At 68.8% G+C, this 13428-nt stretch carries 18 protein-coding genes; 11 read left to right on the top strand and 7 right to left on the bottom strand.

The window, feature by feature from the left end; translation table 11 throughout:
• Positions 1 to 743 (bottom strand): glutamate--tRNA ligase (locus Q0588_RS04750; protein ID WP_298744206.1); only part of this gene is annotated, 743 nt, incomplete at its 3' end.
• A gap of 103 nt (positions 744 to 846) precedes the next feature.
• Here Q0588_RS04750 and Q0588_RS04755 point away from each other — a divergent pair.
• Together Q0588_RS04755 and Q0588_RS04760 are read left to right on the top strand one after the other, a co-directional pair.
• Positions 847 to 1110, top strand: a complete 264-nt coding sequence (locus Q0588_RS04755) for a type II toxin-antitoxin system VapB family antitoxin (protein ID WP_298744208.1) — start codon at positions 847 to 849, stop codon at positions 1108 to 1110.
• On the top strand, positions 1110 to 1502 hold the full coding sequence (locus Q0588_RS04760; RefSeq protein ID WP_298744239.1) for a type II toxin-antitoxin system VapC family toxin: 393 nt from the start codon (positions 1110 to 1112) through the stop codon (positions 1500 to 1502). Before Q0588_RS04755 ends, Q0588_RS04760 begins: the two co-directional genes overlap by 1 nt.
• Before the next feature lie 21 nt (positions 1503 to 1523).
• Here Q0588_RS04760 and Q0588_RS04765 read toward each other — a convergent pair whose 3' ends face one another.
• The 3 genes from Q0588_RS04765 to Q0588_RS04775 all read right to left on the bottom strand — a co-directional run bounded on the left by Q0588_RS04765 (position 1524) and on the right by Q0588_RS04775 (position 2726).
• Complete coding sequence (locus Q0588_RS04765) at positions 1524 to 1676, bottom strand: hypothetical protein (RefSeq protein ID WP_298744210.1); 153 nt, start codon at positions 1674 to 1676, stop codon at positions 1524 to 1526.
• 13 nt (positions 1677 to 1689) lie between these two features.
• Entirely contained in the window at positions 1690 to 2118 is a 429-nt protein-coding gene (dksA, locus tag Q0588_RS04770) for an RNA polymerase-binding protein DksA (protein ID WP_298744212.1), read from the bottom strand.
• A 182-nt stretch (positions 2119 to 2300) separates the two neighbouring features.
• Positions 2301 to 2726, bottom strand: coding sequence for a flagellar assembly protein FliX (locus tag Q0588_RS04775; RefSeq protein ID WP_298744214.1), 426 nt, complete (start codon positions 2724 to 2726; stop codon positions 2301 to 2303).
• Between the two features lie 183 nt (positions 2727 to 2909).
• Between Q0588_RS04775 and Q0588_RS04780 the strand changes: the two genes are divergently transcribed.
• From Q0588_RS04780 to Q0588_RS04790, 3 genes are read left to right on the top strand one after another with little or no spacing between them, the layout of a single operon-like run.
• A complete protein-coding gene (locus tag Q0588_RS04780) occupies positions 2910 to 4016 on the top strand; it encodes a flagellar basal body P-ring protein FlgI (protein WP_298744216.1) in 1107 nt (368 codons plus the stop codon).
• Positions 4017 to 4018: 2 nt separating this feature from the next.
• The gene (locus Q0588_RS04785) at positions 4019 to 4300 is read left to right on the top strand and encodes a rod-binding protein (protein WP_298744218.1); all 282 of its coding nucleotides are present in this window, start codon (positions 4019 to 4021) and stop codon (positions 4298 to 4300) included.
• A complete protein-coding gene (locus Q0588_RS04790; protein ID WP_298744219.1) occupies positions 4297 to 4740 on the top strand; it encodes a flagellar basal-body protein FlbY in 444 nt (147 codons plus the stop codon). The genes Q0588_RS04785 and Q0588_RS04790 overlap by 4 nt, the downstream gene beginning before the upstream one ends.
• On the opposite strand, the gene Q0588_RS04795 is transcribed toward Q0588_RS04790, so the two are convergent.
• Positions 4724 to 4954, bottom strand: coding sequence for a hypothetical protein (locus Q0588_RS04795; RefSeq protein ID WP_298744221.1), 231 nt, complete (start codon positions 4952 to 4954; stop codon positions 4724 to 4726). The genes Q0588_RS04790 and Q0588_RS04795 overlap by 17 nt on opposite strands.
• Positions 4955 to 5185: 231 nt before the next feature.
• Here Q0588_RS04795 and Q0588_RS04800 point away from each other — a divergent pair, with 231 nt between their 5' ends.
• The 3 genes from Q0588_RS04800 to uvrA all read left to right on the top strand — a co-directional run bounded on the left by Q0588_RS04800 (position 5186) and on the right by uvrA (position 9183).
• Entirely contained in the window at positions 5186 to 5614 is a 429-nt protein-coding gene (locus tag Q0588_RS04800) for a hypothetical protein (RefSeq protein ID WP_298744223.1), read from the top strand.
• Between the two features lie 5 nt (positions 5615 to 5619).
• Positions 5620 to 6135 (top strand): group III truncated hemoglobin, encoded by a 516-nt coding sequence (locus tag Q0588_RS04805; RefSeq protein ID WP_298744225.1) that lies wholly within the window; start codon positions 5620 to 5622, stop codon positions 6133 to 6135.
• Between the two features lie 132 nt (positions 6136 to 6267).
• A complete protein-coding gene (uvrA, locus tag Q0588_RS04810; RefSeq protein ID WP_298744229.1) occupies positions 6268 to 9183 on the top strand; it encodes an excinuclease ABC subunit UvrA in 2916 nt (971 codons plus the stop codon).
• Between the two features lie 10 nt (positions 9184 to 9193).
• Here the strand turns inward: uvrA and Q0588_RS04815 are convergent, their stop codons facing one another.
• Complete coding sequence (locus Q0588_RS04815; RefSeq protein WP_298744232.1) at positions 9194 to 10057, bottom strand: hypothetical protein; 864 nt, start codon at positions 10055 to 10057, stop codon at positions 9194 to 9196.
• 91 nt (positions 10058 to 10148) lie between these two features.
• Positions 10149 to 11099 carry a hypothetical protein gene (locus tag Q0588_RS04820; protein WP_298744233.1) on the bottom strand — a complete coding sequence of 317 codons (951 nt, stop codon included), beginning with the start codon at positions 11097 to 11099 and terminating at the stop codon, positions 10149 to 10151.
• A 65-nt stretch (positions 11100 to 11164) separates the two neighbouring features.
• Here Q0588_RS04820 and trmFO point away from each other — a divergent pair, with 65 nt between their 5' ends.
• The 3 genes from trmFO to Q0588_RS04835 all read left to right on the top strand — a co-directional run.
• The gene (gene trmFO / locus Q0588_RS04825) at positions 11165 to 12568 is read left to right on the top strand and encodes a methylenetetrahydrofolate--tRNA-(uracil(54)-C(5))-methyltransferase (FADH(2)-oxidizing) TrmFO (RefSeq protein WP_298744234.1); all 1404 of its coding nucleotides are present in this window, start codon (positions 11165 to 11167) and stop codon (positions 12566 to 12568) included.
• A complete protein-coding gene (locus Q0588_RS04830) occupies positions 12565 to 13137 on the top strand; it encodes a hypothetical protein (protein WP_298744236.1) in 573 nt (190 codons plus the stop codon). The genes trmFO and Q0588_RS04830 overlap by 4 nt, the downstream gene beginning before the upstream one ends.
• Positions 13130 to 13428, top strand: a 299-nt coding sequence (locus Q0588_RS04835) for an oxygenase MpaB family protein (protein WP_298744238.1), incomplete at its 3' end; no start/stop codon positions are given. The genes Q0588_RS04830 and Q0588_RS04835, both read left to right, overlap by 8 nt.

The following is a 13428-nucleotide window of genomic DNA, read 5'->3' on the forward strand; positions in this document are numbered from 1 at the left end:
AGCGAGCCCAGCCGCTTGGACAGGGCCTGGCCGTCGGCCCCGACCAGCAGGGGCATGTGGGCGAAGACGGGAACGGGACCGCCCAGGGCCTCGAAAATCTCGATCTGGGCCCCGGTGTTGGTGACGTGATCCTCGCCCCGGATGACATGGGTGATGGCCATGTCGATGTCGTCGACCACCGACGGCAGGGTGTAGAGGAACAGGCCGTCCTCGCGGACCAGCACCGGGTCCGACATCGAGGCCGTATCGACCTCGGCGTGGCCGCGGGCCAGGTCCTCCCAGGCGACCCGCTTGCCGTCCAGCCTGAAGCGCCAGTGCGGACGGCGGCCCTCGGCCTCATAGGCGGCCTTGTCCGCCTCGCTCAGGTCAAGCGCGGCGCGGTCATAGACCGGCGGCAGGCCGCGCGACAGCTGCACCTTGCGCCGCCGGTCCAGCTCGTCGCCGGTCTCATAGCAGGGATAGAGCCGCCCGGCCGCCTTCAGCCGCGCCGCCGCCTCTTCATAGCGGTCGAACCGCTTGGACTGATTGTATCGCTCGTCCCAGACCAGCCCCAGCCAGGTCAGGTCGTCCTCGATGCCCTGTTCGAACTCGGGGGTGGAGCGGGCCAGGTCGGTGTCGTCGATGCGCAGCACGAACCGGCCGCCCTGCCCCTTGGCGAACATCCAGTTGACCAGGGCGGTGCGCACATTGCCGACGTGCAGCCTCCCCGTCGGCGACGGGGCGAAACGAACCTTGACGGACATCTTGGGAGACCTTGAAACGCGAGGCGCGTAGGTCGCGCTCCAACCCCGCCAAGTCAAGGCGCTGTTGGCGGAGTCGAGCCGTCATGATAGACTGCCGTCCGTCATGAACGCGCCTGTACAGATCCGAAAGGCCGAAGTGGTCGAACGCCTGCGTCGGCTCGCGAACCTCGAGGGCAAGTCCATCACTGACCTCGTCGATGAAATGGTGCGCGAGCGGGATGAACGGCTGGCGAGGGTCCGCGACGCCGAGATCGAGCGGAAGATGGCACAGGTCAGGGAGATCGTGGCCCATTTCCAAAGCTTGCCGATCGTTGGTCCGCTTCTGACAGACGATGATTTGTACGATGAAGACGGCCTGCCCAAGTGATGGTCGTCGATGCGTCGGCACTCGTGGCTATTCTGCTTGAAGAACCGGAGTGGGAAGTCTTCGCTCGCACCTTGCTGGACCACCCGGCCGCACGCCTTTCGCCGGTAGGCTATTGGGAGGCTTCGACCCGTTTGCACGGGCTGCGAGGAGACGCCGGGGTTGTCGATCTGGATCGCCTGATCGACAAGTTGCAGGTGTCGATCCGGCCAGCCACAGACCAGACGGCGAGACTCGCGGCGGATGCTCAACGGGCTTACGGCAAGCGCACCCGGGCCGGGCTGAACCTCGGCGACTGCTTCGCCTACGCCCTGGCGAAAGAGATCGGCGCACCCCTGCTCTACAAGGGCGCCGACTTCGGCCGCACGGATATCCGACCGGCCCTTCCCGCCTGAAGCCCATCGGCCGCCGGCGCGTCAGCGCGCCTGGAACAGCCAGTTCATGCCCCGGCGATAGGCGGCGAGCGTTTCCGCCGGGTCTCTATTTTCGGATCTGACGGCGTCGCTGGACTGGGCCATGACGGGCGTGGCCAGACACAGCAACAACAGCAGGCCGATCGCGACGCGCATGGCCAGTCCGCCTTCAGTCGTCGCGGTGGACGCGTTCGCGGCGCTCGTGCCGCTCCTGGGCCTCGACCGAGAGGGTCGCGGTCGGGCGGGCCTCGAGGCGGCCGAGGCTGATCGGCTCGCCGGTCTCCTCGCAGTAGCCATAGGAGCCGTCCTCGATGCGGCGCAGCGCCTCGTCGATCTTGGAGATCAGCTTGCGCTGGCGATCGCGGGTGCGCAGTTCGAGGGCCCGGTCCGATTCCGACGACGCCCGGTCGACCAGGTCCGGATGGTTCTCCGTCTCGGCCTTGAGGTTGACGACGGTGCCCCGGGACTCGCGAAGGATTTCGTCCTTCCAGGCCAGGAGTTTGGCCTTGAAGTAGGCCAACTGCCGTTCATTCATGAACGGCTCGTCCTCGGACGGCCGATACCCGTTCGGCTCGATCTCAGACGCCAATGCGTTCATCGCACTCACGCTCTTAAACAGCGCCCCCCTGTGGCGCAGTGCATGCGTATAGGGATGGCGAAGAGTCGCGGCAACAACGCTCGCGCGAGCGTGACCTGTGCGTGACCCGTCCGCGGCGGAGCGTGACATTTCTTCATCACCCGGCCCACATTGATCACGCTTTTGCGAAATATTTCACCGGCTTATGCTGCGCTGCGGCGAAGATCGGCCTTGGCCAGCTCCACCGCCGCCCGCAGATCGATCTGGGCCAGCAGGCTGTTCAGGCCCGGATCGGCGTCGACCGGACGCGCCTCGCCCAGGCTGCGGCCGAGGCGCTCCAGGACCGCTTCGCCCGCCTCGCCGGCCAGCAGGGCCAGCTTGAGCTCGTCGAGCCGGTCCAGCAGGCCGCCGCCGCGACGGATCGCCCGCCGCCGCCGTTCGGTGGCGTCCTCGACCCCCTGCAGCGCCATCAGGGCCGACACCCCGGCGACGCCGGAGACCCCGGCCGCGGAGGCCGCGGCCCCGGCCGGGGCGGCCGCGCCGGCGGCCGGCAACGAAAAGCCGCCGCTGGTCCGGACCGACCGCGAGGCCGGCGAGGCGGACGGTCCGGATGGGCCGGTGACCTTCATGGATGACGACTCCAGGACATGGCCCGACCATCGTCGGAGCCGGTCACCGTTTGGTTAACGCCCCGGCAGTTTCTGCCGCATCTCCCCGTCCGGCCCGACACCCCGCGTCTGTTTTCAAAGATGTTTTTCTTTGGCACGGCCTTGGCATCCCAGCCGGCACAACAGTTCGCGGACCCCGTACCGATGCAGAAACTGCTCGCCTCCCTGCTCACCGCCGCCGCCGTGGCCGGATTCGCGCTGCCCGCCGCCGCCCAGTCGCGGATCAAGGACATCGCCGCCGTCGAAGGGGTGCGCACCAACCAGCTGGTCGGCTACGGCCTGGTGGTCGGTCTGAACGGCACCGGCGACTCGCTGCGCAACTGCCCGTTCACGCGCCAGTCGCTTGAGGGCATGACCGAGCGGCTGGGCGTCAACATCCGCGGCTCGAACGCCAATTCCAAGAATATGGCGGCGATCATGGTGACGGCGGAACTGCCGCCCTTCGCCACGCCCGGGTCGCGCATCGACGTCAGCGTGTCGTCGATGTGCGACGCCAAGAGCCTGCTGGGCGGGACCTTGCTGGTGACCAGCCTGCAGGGCGCCGACGGCGAGGTCTATGCGGTGGCGCAGGGATCGATCCAGACCGGCGCGGTCTCGGCGTCCGGCGCCTCGGGTTCCTCGGTGACGCGCGGCGTGCCGACGGCCGGCCGGATCGCCTCGGGCGCGACGGTCGAGCGCGAGACCGGCTTCCACATGGCCAATCTGAACGAGGTGCGGCTGACCCTGCGCAATCCCGACTTCACCACGGCCCAGCGCGTGGCCGCCGCCATCAACCAGGTCTATCCCAACGCCGCCCTGGCCGAGAACGGCACGGTCATCGCCCTGCGCGCCCCGGGCCAGATGGGCATGGCCGGCTTCATCAGCCGGGTCGAAAACCTGCCGGTGGCCGTCGACTCGCCGGCCAGGGTGATCATCGACGAGGTCAACGGCGTCATCGTCATGGGCGACGCGGTGCGGGTCTCCACCGTGGCCATCGCCCAGGGCAATCTGACCGTCTCCGTCCAGGAGATGCCGTTCGTCAGCCAGCCGGAGCCGTTCAGCCGCGGCGGCCAGACCGTGGTCGTGCCGCAGTCGGACGTCTCGGTCGAAGAGGATCTGGGCCGGCAGATGCGCATCGTCGGCGGCGGCGCCTCCCTGTCCGACCTGGTCAACGGGCTGAACGCCCTCGGCGTCAGCCCGCGCGACATGATCAGCATCCTGCAGGCCATCAAGGCGGCCGGGGCGCTTCAGGCCGAGATCGAGGTGATGTGAGCATGAGCGACCTGGCCGTCTCCCCCGCCCCGCCGCCACCCGCCGCCGCCGCCCGGATGCGCGACACCGCCGAGGCGTTCGAGGCCTCCTTCCTCGCCCAGATGCTGAAGCCGATGTTCGAGGGCCTGTCGACCGACGGCCCGTTCGGCGGCGGCGAGGCCGAGGGCACGTGGCGCGGCTTCATGATCGAGGCCATGGCCAGACAGACGGTCCGGGCCGGCGGCGTCGGCCTGGCCGACCAGGTGGTCGCCCAGATGCTGAAGATGCAGGAGCAAGCGCAATGACCGGAACCGCCGAGCTGAACGCCACCGCCCGCGTGCGCCAGCTGATTGACCTGACCGAACGGCTGACCGCCAGCCTGGGCGCCGAGGCGAAGGCCTTCGAGGCGCACCGGCCGCAGGACGCCGCCGCCAGCCTGGCCGGCACCCAGGACCTGGCCAACGCCTACCGGCGGGAGTCGGCGCAGGTGAAGGCCAATCCGGCGGTGCTGGCCGCCGCCCCCGCCGGTGAACGCGCCGCCCTGATCCGGGCGACCGAGGCGTTCGAGGCGGTGCTGAGCCGTCATTCGCGCGCCATCGAGGCGGCGCGGATCATCTCCGAGGGACTGGTGAAGACCATCGCCGCCGAGGTCGCGTCCCAGCGCGGCAGCCCCTCGGCCTACGGCGCCAGCGGCCGGGCCAACGCGGGCGACGGCCGCGCCGTGGCCTTCAACCGCACGGCCTGAGGTCGATCCGGCGTTCGATCCCGATCGCCTCCACGGAGTCCGCGTCGTGGCTGATGACGCCCGGGGCGCCGTCGTACGCCCTCAGCGCGACGGCTGGCGCCGCCCGCGCCTTTCGACCGACGACGCCCGTGCGCTCGCGGCCGAACGTCAGGCCCTGATTGTCGAGGAGGGCGTGTCGGTCAGGCGTGTGGGCCTTGACGCGATCGAGCGTCACGAGTGCGGATGCGGACGGGCCTGGGGCGGGGCTGGAAGAGGACATAGGCGAGCACGAGCAGCGGAACGGAAAGGGCGAAACCGATTTCCAGGGCGCTGATCATGATCGTCGAACTCCGGTATGCTCACTCGAAGCCTCGAAGATGAGGGCGGACGCCGCCCCGCGCAAGCCTTTTCGGGCCTGTTGCGGTTGACGAGACCGTGACAGGATGCCGTCAGGAGGGACCAGACCATGCGCCGGACCGTAGCCGTCATCGCCATCCTCGCGGGCCTCACGAGCGCTTGCGCTCACGAGAATGAGGGCTACCTCCCCCCACCCAACTTCAGACCAATCGAGACGCAACCGGCGCCGAACGCCCGCTTCTACGCCGACTGCATCGCGCAAGCGGCCGAAGTCGGAGCCTACGGCCGCGCAAGCGACGCTGACACCAGGATGGTGCTGTTCACCTGCACCGGCGCGCCCGCCCGCGCCTTCTATGAAGGCCTCGCCGCACGCAGCGCCGCGGTGGGATCGGAAGTCCCGACAAATGGCCGCACCATCCGCTCCACCAATCGCGTGCGGCAGAACCTGTTCGGCGTCGACTGGTGCTCGACCGATGGCGCCGGCGACTACCGCTGCGTCGTCAGCCTCAACGCCGGCGACTTTCTCGACGGCGAATAGCCGCAATGGCGGATCGGCGCCTGCCGGCCTATCTGGGGCCGGTGACCCTGTCAGATGATCCCGAGACCCGTCGCCTGTCCGCCATGCGCCGCATCGAGGCGGAAACCGGCATCGACGAGCCGATGATCGCCCGGCTGGTCGACGGCTTCTACGACCGGGTGCGCGCGGACCCGCTGATCGGGCCGGTGTTCAACCAGCGCATCCGCGACTGGGGCCCACACCTTGAGCAGATGCGGCTGTTCTGGTCGTCGGTGGCCCTGATGAGCGGCGCCTATCACGGGCGGCCGATGCCCAAACACCTGCCCCTGCCCGTCGACGCGCGCCATTTCGACCGCTGGCTGGAACTGTTCGAGGCCACGGCCCGCGACCTGTGCCCGCCCGCGGCCGCCGAGCATTTCATCGAACGCGCCCGCCGCATCGCCGAAAGCCTCGAACTGGGCATAGCCGGGGCCAACGGCGTGCTGTTGGCCAAGGGCGAGCGCTACCAGCGGTCGACGGAGTCGTGGGCGCCGGCCGGCTAGCGGGCAGCGGGTGAGCCGAACTGTTCCCACATTGTTCTTGCTGAATCCCGCGAATTGATCCCCATATAGCGGCGTCGCGCCGGACCCTCCCCGGCCCCTGCCGCGTTCCCGGACTCCAAGCCTTCAGGCCTCATGACCGAAAAGCACAACTTCATCCGCGTGCGCGGCGCCCGCGAGCACAATCTCAAGGGCGTGGACCTCGACATCCCGCGCGAGCAGCTGGTGGTCCTGACCGGCCTGTCGGGCTCGGGAAAGAGCTCGCTGGCGTTCGACACCATCTACGCCGAGGGCCAGCGCCGCTATGTCGAGAGCCTGAGCGCCTACGCCCGCCAGTTCCTCGAACTGATGGGCAAGCCGGACGTGGATCTGATCGAGGGTCTGTCCCCGGCCATCTCGATCGAGCAGAAGACGACGTCGAAGAACCCGCGCTCGACGGTCGGCACGGTGACCGAGATTCACGACTATATGCGCCTGCTGTGGGCGCGGGTGGGCGTGCCCTGGTCGCCGACTACAGGACTGCCCATCGAGAGCCAGACCATCTCGATGATGGTCGATCGGCTGGCCGCCCTGCCCGAGGGCGAGCGGCTGCTGCTGCTGGCCCCGGTGGTGCGCGGCCGCAAGGGCGAATACCGCAAGGAGATCGCCGAGTGGCAGCGGGCCGGCTTCCAGCGGCTGAAGATCGACGGACAGTTCCATGCCATCGAGGACGCCCCGACGCTCGACAAGAAATTCAAGCATGACATCGACATCGTCGTGGACCGGATCGTCACCAAGCCGGGGCTGGAGGGGCGGTACGCGGACAGCCTGCAGACCGCCCTGGGACTGGCCGACGGCATCGCCGTGGCCGAATGGGCCAACGCCCCGGACGAGGATGAGCCCCGCCGCCTGACCTTCTCCGAGAAATTCGCCTGCCCGGTTTCGGGCTTCACCATCTCCGAGATCGAGCCGCGGCTGTTCTCGTTCAACAATCCGTTCGGGGCCTGCCCGGCCTGCGACGGCCTGGGGGTCAAACTGGCCTTCGACGCCGACCTGGTCGTTCCCGACCGCGACAAGACCCTGCACAAGGGCGCCGTGGCCCCGTGGTCGCGCGGGCCCTCGCCGCTCTACACCCAGACGCTGCAGGCGCTGAGCCGCCACTACGGCTTCTCGATGGACAGGCCGTGGCGCGACCTGCCGGAGGCGGCCCGGGCCGTGATCCTGCGCGGCACGGGGTCCGAGAAGATCAAATTCACCTATGACGACAACGCCCGCACCTATGAGACCACCAAGGCCTTCGAAGGGGTTCTGCCCAACCTCGAGCGGCGCTGGCGCGAGACCGACAGCGCCTGGGTGCGCGAGGAGCTGGGCCGGTTCCAGTCGGAGACGCCGTGCGAGGCCTGCGGCGGCAAGCGGCTGAAGCCCGAGGCGCTGGCGGTCAAGGTCGCCGGCGAGGACATCGCCGAGGTCTCATGGCTGTCGATCAAACAAGCCCACGAATGGTTCACGGCCCTGAACGACAAGCTGACCGAAAAACAGATGGAGATCGCCCGGCGGATCCTGAAGGAGATCACCGACCGGCTGCGGTTCCTGAACAACGTCGGCCTCGACTATCTGAACCTGTCGCGCGCCTCCGGGACGCTGTCGGGCGGCGAGAGCCAGCGCATCCGCCTGGCCTCCCAGATCGGCTCGGGCCTGACCGGCGTGCTCTATGTGCTGGACGAGCCGTCGATCGGCCTGCACCAGCGCGACAATTCCCGCCTGCTGGAAAGCCTGCGCGGCCTGCGCGACCTCGGCAATTCCGTCCTCGTCGTCGAGCACGACGAGGAGGCCATCCTGACCGCCGACCATGTCATCGACATGGGCCCGGCCGCCGGCATCCACGGCGGCGAGGTCTGCGCCCAGGGCACGCCGGCCGAGGTGATGGCCAATCCGAACTCGCTGACCGGCAAATACCTGACCGGCGAGCGCGAGATCGAACTGCCGCCCGAGGGCCGCCGGCCCGTCGACCGCAAGCGGATGCTGAGGATCAGCGGCGCGACCGGCAACAATCTGAAGGGCGTCACCGGCGAGATTCCCGCCGGACTGTTCACCTGCGTCACCGGCGTGTCCGGCGGCGGCAAGTCGACCTTCACCATCGAAACCCTGTACAAGGCCGCCGCCCGCCGGCTGCACAACGCCTCGGACGCCCCGGCCCCCTTCGACCGCATCGAGGGGCTGGAGATGTTCGACAAGGTCATCGACATCGACCAGTCGCCCATCGGCCGCACCCCGCGCTCCAACCCGGCCACCTATACCGGCGCCTTCGGTCCGATCCGCGACTGGTACGCCGGCCTGCCGGAGTCCAGGGCGCGCGGCTACGGCCCGGGACGCTTCAGCTTCAACGTCAAGGGCGGGCGCTGCGAGGCCTGCCAGGGCGACGGCCTGATCAAGATCGAGATGCATTTCCTGCCCGACGTCTATGTCACCTGCGACGTTTGCAAGGGTCGGCGCTATAACCGCGAAACGCTGGAAATCGTCTTCAAGGGCAAGAGCATATCCGACGTTCTGGACATGACGGTCGAGGAGGCGGGCGGCTTCTTCAAGGCCGTGCCCTCGATCCGCGACAGGATGCTGACGCTGAACCGGGTCGGGCTCGGCTACGTCAAGGTCGGCCAGTCCGCCACCACCCTGTCGGGCGGCGAGGCCCAGCGGGTCAAGCTGTCCAAGGAGCTGTCCAAACGAGCCACCGGCAAGACCCTCTACATCCTCGACGAGCCGACCACGGGCCTGCATTTCGAGGACATCCGCAAGCTGCTGGAGGTGCTGCAGGAACTGGTCGACAACGGCAACACCATCGTGGTCATCGAGCACAATCTCGACGTCATCAAGGTGGCCGACTGGCTGATCGACTTCGGCCCCGAGGGCGGCGACGGCGGCGGCGAGATCGTCGCGGTCGGCACGCCCGAACAGGTCGCCGCCGATCCCGGGAGCTGGACCGGCAAATACCTCAAGGAGGTGCTGGACCGGCACGAGACGCGACGCCGGGCGCGGGCGACCGCGCTGGCGGCGCCGGCGAAGAAGCGGGCCTGAGGCGATCGTCTCAGGCCGTCGGGGTCTCCGCGCCCAAGCCCTTGATGTCGCGATAGGCGGCGGCGAACGGCGCATAGATCACACCGACGGTCAGGGCCGAGATCGCGCCCTCGACCACCGCGCTGACGATGACCCAGGGATTGGCCACATCGAGCGCCGCCGCGACCGCCTCGGGATCGGAGCCCGCTCCCGACGACCACGTCTCCATCCCGGCCATCAGGCTGAGCGGCAGGGTCACCACCCATGACAGCAGGCCGATGACCAGCACCATGACGAACGCGATCACCGCCATGCCGAGCAGCGACCAGAATTTTCCACGGGTGAGCGCGAACGAGTCGAAGAAGGCGAACCGATTTTCGGCGACCGTGATCGGCACCGCCAGGCTCAGGCGGATCGCCAGCCAGACGAAGCCGGCGACGCCGCCCAGGCCGCCGAGCACCACCAGCGGCCACATCCACTCCGCACCCGACGCGCCGGCGATCGTCGCCAGCACCACAACCACGACGCCGGCGGCCATCCACGCGAAGAAGAGCAGGATTCCAAGCACCAGGGTGACGACGAACACGCGGAGTTCGTCCATGCCCAGCCGCAGGTAGCCGAAGCCCCCGGCCCGCGGGTTCAACACCGCCCGCGCCACCGCGGCCATCAGCATGGCGTTCACCGCGACGGACACCGGCAACAGCCAGGCGAGGCTCGACATCACCTCGCCCAGGCTCTGCAAGGCGGCGAAAACCTGTTCGGGGGTCGCCGAGGTCGATTCCAGCCCCTCCAGACGCTCGCCCCAGGCGGTCAGCGGGCCGATGGCCCGCGCCATCGCGAAGAGGCTCGCCAGACTCAGGGCGGCGTACAGAAGAGCCCACGCCAGAAGGGCCATCGGATTGCGTCTTACCAGCCGGAATCCCTCAAACGCCGCATCGCTGCCTGAGAACGCCATGAGTTTCTCCCTTGCCACCGCCGATCCTAGCCTATTGGGCCGGAACCGGTGAACCCGCCTCATCCACCCCCGGCGCGTCGCGCCCGGCCAGCTGCCGGCAGGCCGAGGCGAACGGCGCCACCGACAGGCTCAGCACCATGCCGTAGAGGAACGACGCGGCCGCCGCGCCGATCGCGACCCAATACCAGTTCGCCGCCAGCCAGGCCTCCATGCCGCTGAACGGGTCCCCGTCCGCGACCCGGTGCAGTCCGGCCGCCGCCCCGAAACCGGCAAACGCCACGAGGCCGATCAGGACCAGGACGACCTCGATCACGACGATCAGGAGCAGGATCAGGAGCATCATGCCGAACAGGGGCCAGCCCTTGCCGGACGCCAGCCGCCAGCCCTGGACAAAGGCGAAGTCGCGATAGAGGACGCTGGCCGGAGCCAGCATCGACGCCCGTGCCGTCGCCCAGAAAATTCCCAGAACGGCCAGGAGCGCATAGGCGCCCATGGCCCAGGCTGCGACAAGGGGGTCGCCGCTCCAGAGAGCGAATCCGAGCGCCGCGCCCAGCAGGGCCACGACGACGATGACGGCGTACAGGGCGACGGCGATGGCCAGTCCGACGACGGCGACGCGCAGTTCGTCCATGCCGAGGCGCAGTGAGAAAATCCCACTCTCGGCCGGCCTCAGCACGGCCCGGAAGATCGCCGTATAGACCACCGCCATGATCACCAGCTGACTGATGTTGAGCAGCATGTACGCCAGCTGGACCTGCATCATTCGGGCGAACATCTGTTCAGGGAAGGGGTCGTCCACGGCGGCGTCCGCGCCCGCCGCGGGCATGTTGGCGAACATCTCGCCCATCGTCGGAAAGATCAGGGCCAAGCCCCCGAACACCGGCGCCAGCAGCAGCAGGCCCCAGACAAACACCGACAGCGGCCGCCTGGCCACCAGGCCGAATCCATCGCCTATCGACGCGCCGACAGAAAAGCGTCTCATCGCCCCCTCCCCTTCCCCACGGCGAAGCTAGCCCGGATCGACCCGCGCGGCTAGAACCCCGGCGCATGAGCCCCTCCCCCTCCCCCGTCCACATCATCGGCGGCGGCCTCGCCGGCTCCGAGGCCGCCTGGCAGGTCGCCGGCGCCGGCGTGCCCGTGGTCCTGCACGAGATGCGCGGCGCGCCCGGCGTCAGGACCGACGCCCACCACACCGACGGCCTGGCCGAGCTGGTCTGCTCCAACTCGTTCCGCTCGGACGACTGGGAGTACAACGCCGTCGGCCTGCTGCACGCCGAGATGCGGGCGCTCGACTCGGTGATCATGGCCTGCGGCGACGCCCACCAGGTGCCGGCCGGCGGGGCCCTGGCGGTGGACCGGGAGGGCTTTTCAAGGGCGGTGACGGCCAGGCTGGAGGCGCATCCGCTGGTCACCGTCATGCGCGAGGAGATCGCCGGCCTTCCCCCCGAAGAATGGGACAATGTCATCGTCGCCACCGGCCCCCTCACCTCGCCCGCCCTCGCCGAGGCGATCCTGAAGCTCACCGGCGAGGCGAGCCTGAGCTTCTTCGACGCCATCGCCCCGATCGTCCACGCCGACTCCATCGACTTCGACATCGCCTGGCGGCAGTCGCGCTACGACAAGGAGGGCCCGGGCGGGGACGCCGCCGCCTACGTCAACTGCCCGATGGACAAGGCTCAGTACGAGGCCTTCATCGACGCCCTGCTGGCCGGCCCCAAGGCCGAGTTCAAGGAGTGGGAGAACGTCCCCTATTTCGACGGCTGCCTGCCCATCGAGGTGATGGCCGAGCGCGGTCGCGAGACCCTGCGCCACGGGCCGATGAAGCCGGTCGGCCTGACCAATCCGCGCGATCCGCAGGTCAAGGCCCACGCCATCGTCCAGCTGCGCCAGGACAATGCGCTGGGGACGCTGTTCAACATGGTCGGCTTCCAGACCAAGCTGAAGCACGGGGCCCAGGCCGAGGTGTTCCGCATGATCCCCGGGCTGCACGAGGCCCAGTTCGCCCGGCTGGGCGGGCTGCACCGCAACACCTTCCTCAACTCGCCCAAGCTGCTGGACCGGCAGCTGCGCCTGAAGGCCATGCCGCGGCTGAGGTTCGCCGGGCAGGTGACAGGCGTCGAGGGCTATGTCGAGAGCGCCGCCATGGGCCTGCTGACCGGCCGGCTGGCGGCGGCCCAGGCGCTGGGCCGCCCGCTGGAGGCCCCGCCGCAGGTCACCGCTATCGGCGCCCTCGTCGAGCATATCACCGGCGGCCACCTCGACGGCCCCGGCGGCATCTCGAAGTTCCAGCCGATGAACATCAACTACGGCCTGCTGCCGCCGCTCGAGGCCCCGAAGGTCGACGCCGAGGGCCGGCGGATCAATCCGAAGGATCGCGGGCGGGTCAAGAAGCGGCTGATGAGCCTGCGGGCGATGGAGGCGCTGAAGGCGTGGAGGGACGCGGCCGGATGACGGAAGTCGAACCGATCACGGTGGCGAGGCCGTGGCACATCCGGATGGCCCTGCTTCACCCGGCATGGCTGCTGCTGGCCACCATGCTCATGTTTCTCGGCCAGCTGGCTGTCCTGGACCCAACGCCGACCGGCATCATCCTGGCCGGCGTCTGCACGGTCGCCATGGTGTGGTTCCTGCTTGGTTGGACCTACGGCATCTACCGGGTGGCGCGTGACGTTTCGGAGCAGGCAGGCATCGAGCGCGGTCCGGATCGCGGATGGGTGGTCGGGATGTCGGCCGTCGCCATTCTGGTCCTGCCGATAGCCCTGGTCGATCTTCCGCCGGTGCTGGAGGGACTTCGCGATCTTGTCGGGGGCGTCGGAGCCCTGTCCTTCTTCGCCTCGTTCTGGCTGGCGGCGGCCGCCCTCGTCACGGCGGAGGGCCACCCGGTGCGATATCCGACGAACAGGGCCGTCGGGGCTTTTCTGCTGATCGTCTACAGCTTCATCGGCGCCTGGTTTCTGCGGCCCCGCATCCTGGCGCTTCTGGACGCGCCTCGACCGCCCGAAGAGGTGCGCCTTGATTGAGGCCGCCAAGCGCGCCGTGCGCCAGAAGATCACCGACGTCTTCAACGACGCCGACAAGGGCGAGCGGCCGGTGCTGCGGCGGGCGGATGCGCTGTTCCCGCCTAATTCCGTGGCGTGGAAGGTCAACGGCGACGTGACGACGATGATGATCGGCGGCGTCTCGGGCCTGCTGCTGCAGATGCTGCATCCGGCGGTGCTGGCCGGGGTGTGGGATCATTCGGACTTCCGCGCCGACATGCACGGGCGGCTGCGGCGGACGGCGAAATTCATCGCGACGACGACCTATGACCA

The sequence above is a fragment of the uncultured Brevundimonas sp. genome (assembly GCF_937870815.1).
In the GTDB taxonomy this organism is placed as follows: domain Bacteria; phylum Pseudomonadota; class Alphaproteobacteria; order Caulobacterales; family Caulobacteraceae; genus Brevundimonas.

Excerpts from the sequence above, each read along its gene's own strand:
- Q0588_RS04755 (WP_298744208.1), top strand. The coding sequence starts at position 847 with ATGAACGCGCCTGTACAGATCCGAAAGGCCGAAGTGGTCGAACGCCTG.
- Q0588_RS04760 (WP_298744239.1), top strand. The coding sequence starts at position 1,110 with ATGGTCGTCGATGCGTCGGCACTCGTGGCTATTCTGCTTGAAGAACCG.
- Q0588_RS04765 (WP_298744210.1), bottom strand. The coding sequence starts at position 1,676 with ATGCGCGTCGCGATCGGCCTGCTGTTGTTGCTGTGTCTGGCCACGCCC.
- dksA (WP_298744212.1), bottom strand. The coding sequence starts at position 2,118 with ATGAACGCATTGGCGTCTGAGATCGAGCCGAACGGGTATCGGCCGTCC.
- Q0588_RS04775 (WP_298744214.1), bottom strand. The coding sequence starts at position 2,726 with ATGAAGGTCACCGGCCCATCCGGACCGTCCGCCTCGCCGGCCTCGCGG.
- Q0588_RS04780 (WP_298744216.1), top strand. The coding sequence starts at position 2,910 with ATGCAGAAACTGCTCGCCTCCCTGCTCACCGCCGCCGCCGTGGCCGGA.
- Q0588_RS04785 (WP_298744218.1), top strand. The coding sequence starts at position 4,019 with ATGAGCGACCTGGCCGTCTCCCCCGCCCCGCCGCCACCCGCCGCCGCC.
- Q0588_RS04790 (WP_298744219.1), top strand. The coding sequence starts at position 4,297 with ATGACCGGAACCGCCGAGCTGAACGCCACCGCCCGCGTGCGCCAGCTG.
- Q0588_RS04800 (WP_298744223.1), top strand. The coding sequence starts at position 5,186 with ATGCGCCGGACCGTAGCCGTCATCGCCATCCTCGCGGGCCTCACGAGC.
- Q0588_RS04805 (WP_298744225.1), top strand. The coding sequence starts at position 5,620 with ATGGCGGATCGGCGCCTGCCGGCCTATCTGGGGCCGGTGACCCTGTCA.
- uvrA (WP_298744229.1), top strand. The coding sequence starts at position 6,268 with ATGACCGAAAAGCACAACTTCATCCGCGTGCGCGGCGCCCGCGAGCAC.
- Q0588_RS04815 (WP_298744232.1), bottom strand. The coding sequence starts at position 10,057 with ATGGCCCTTCTGGCGTGGGCTCTTCTGTACGCCGCCCTGAGTCTGGCG.
- Q0588_RS04820 (WP_298744233.1), bottom strand. The coding sequence starts at position 11,099 with ATGAGACGCTTTTCTGTCGGCGCGTCGATAGGCGATGGATTCGGCCTG.
- trmFO (WP_298744234.1), top strand. The coding sequence starts at position 11,165 with ATGAGCCCCTCCCCCTCCCCCGTCCACATCATCGGCGGCGGCCTCGCC.
- Q0588_RS04830 (WP_298744236.1), top strand. The coding sequence starts at position 12,565 with ATGACGGAAGTCGAACCGATCACGGTGGCGAGGCCGTGGCACATCCGG.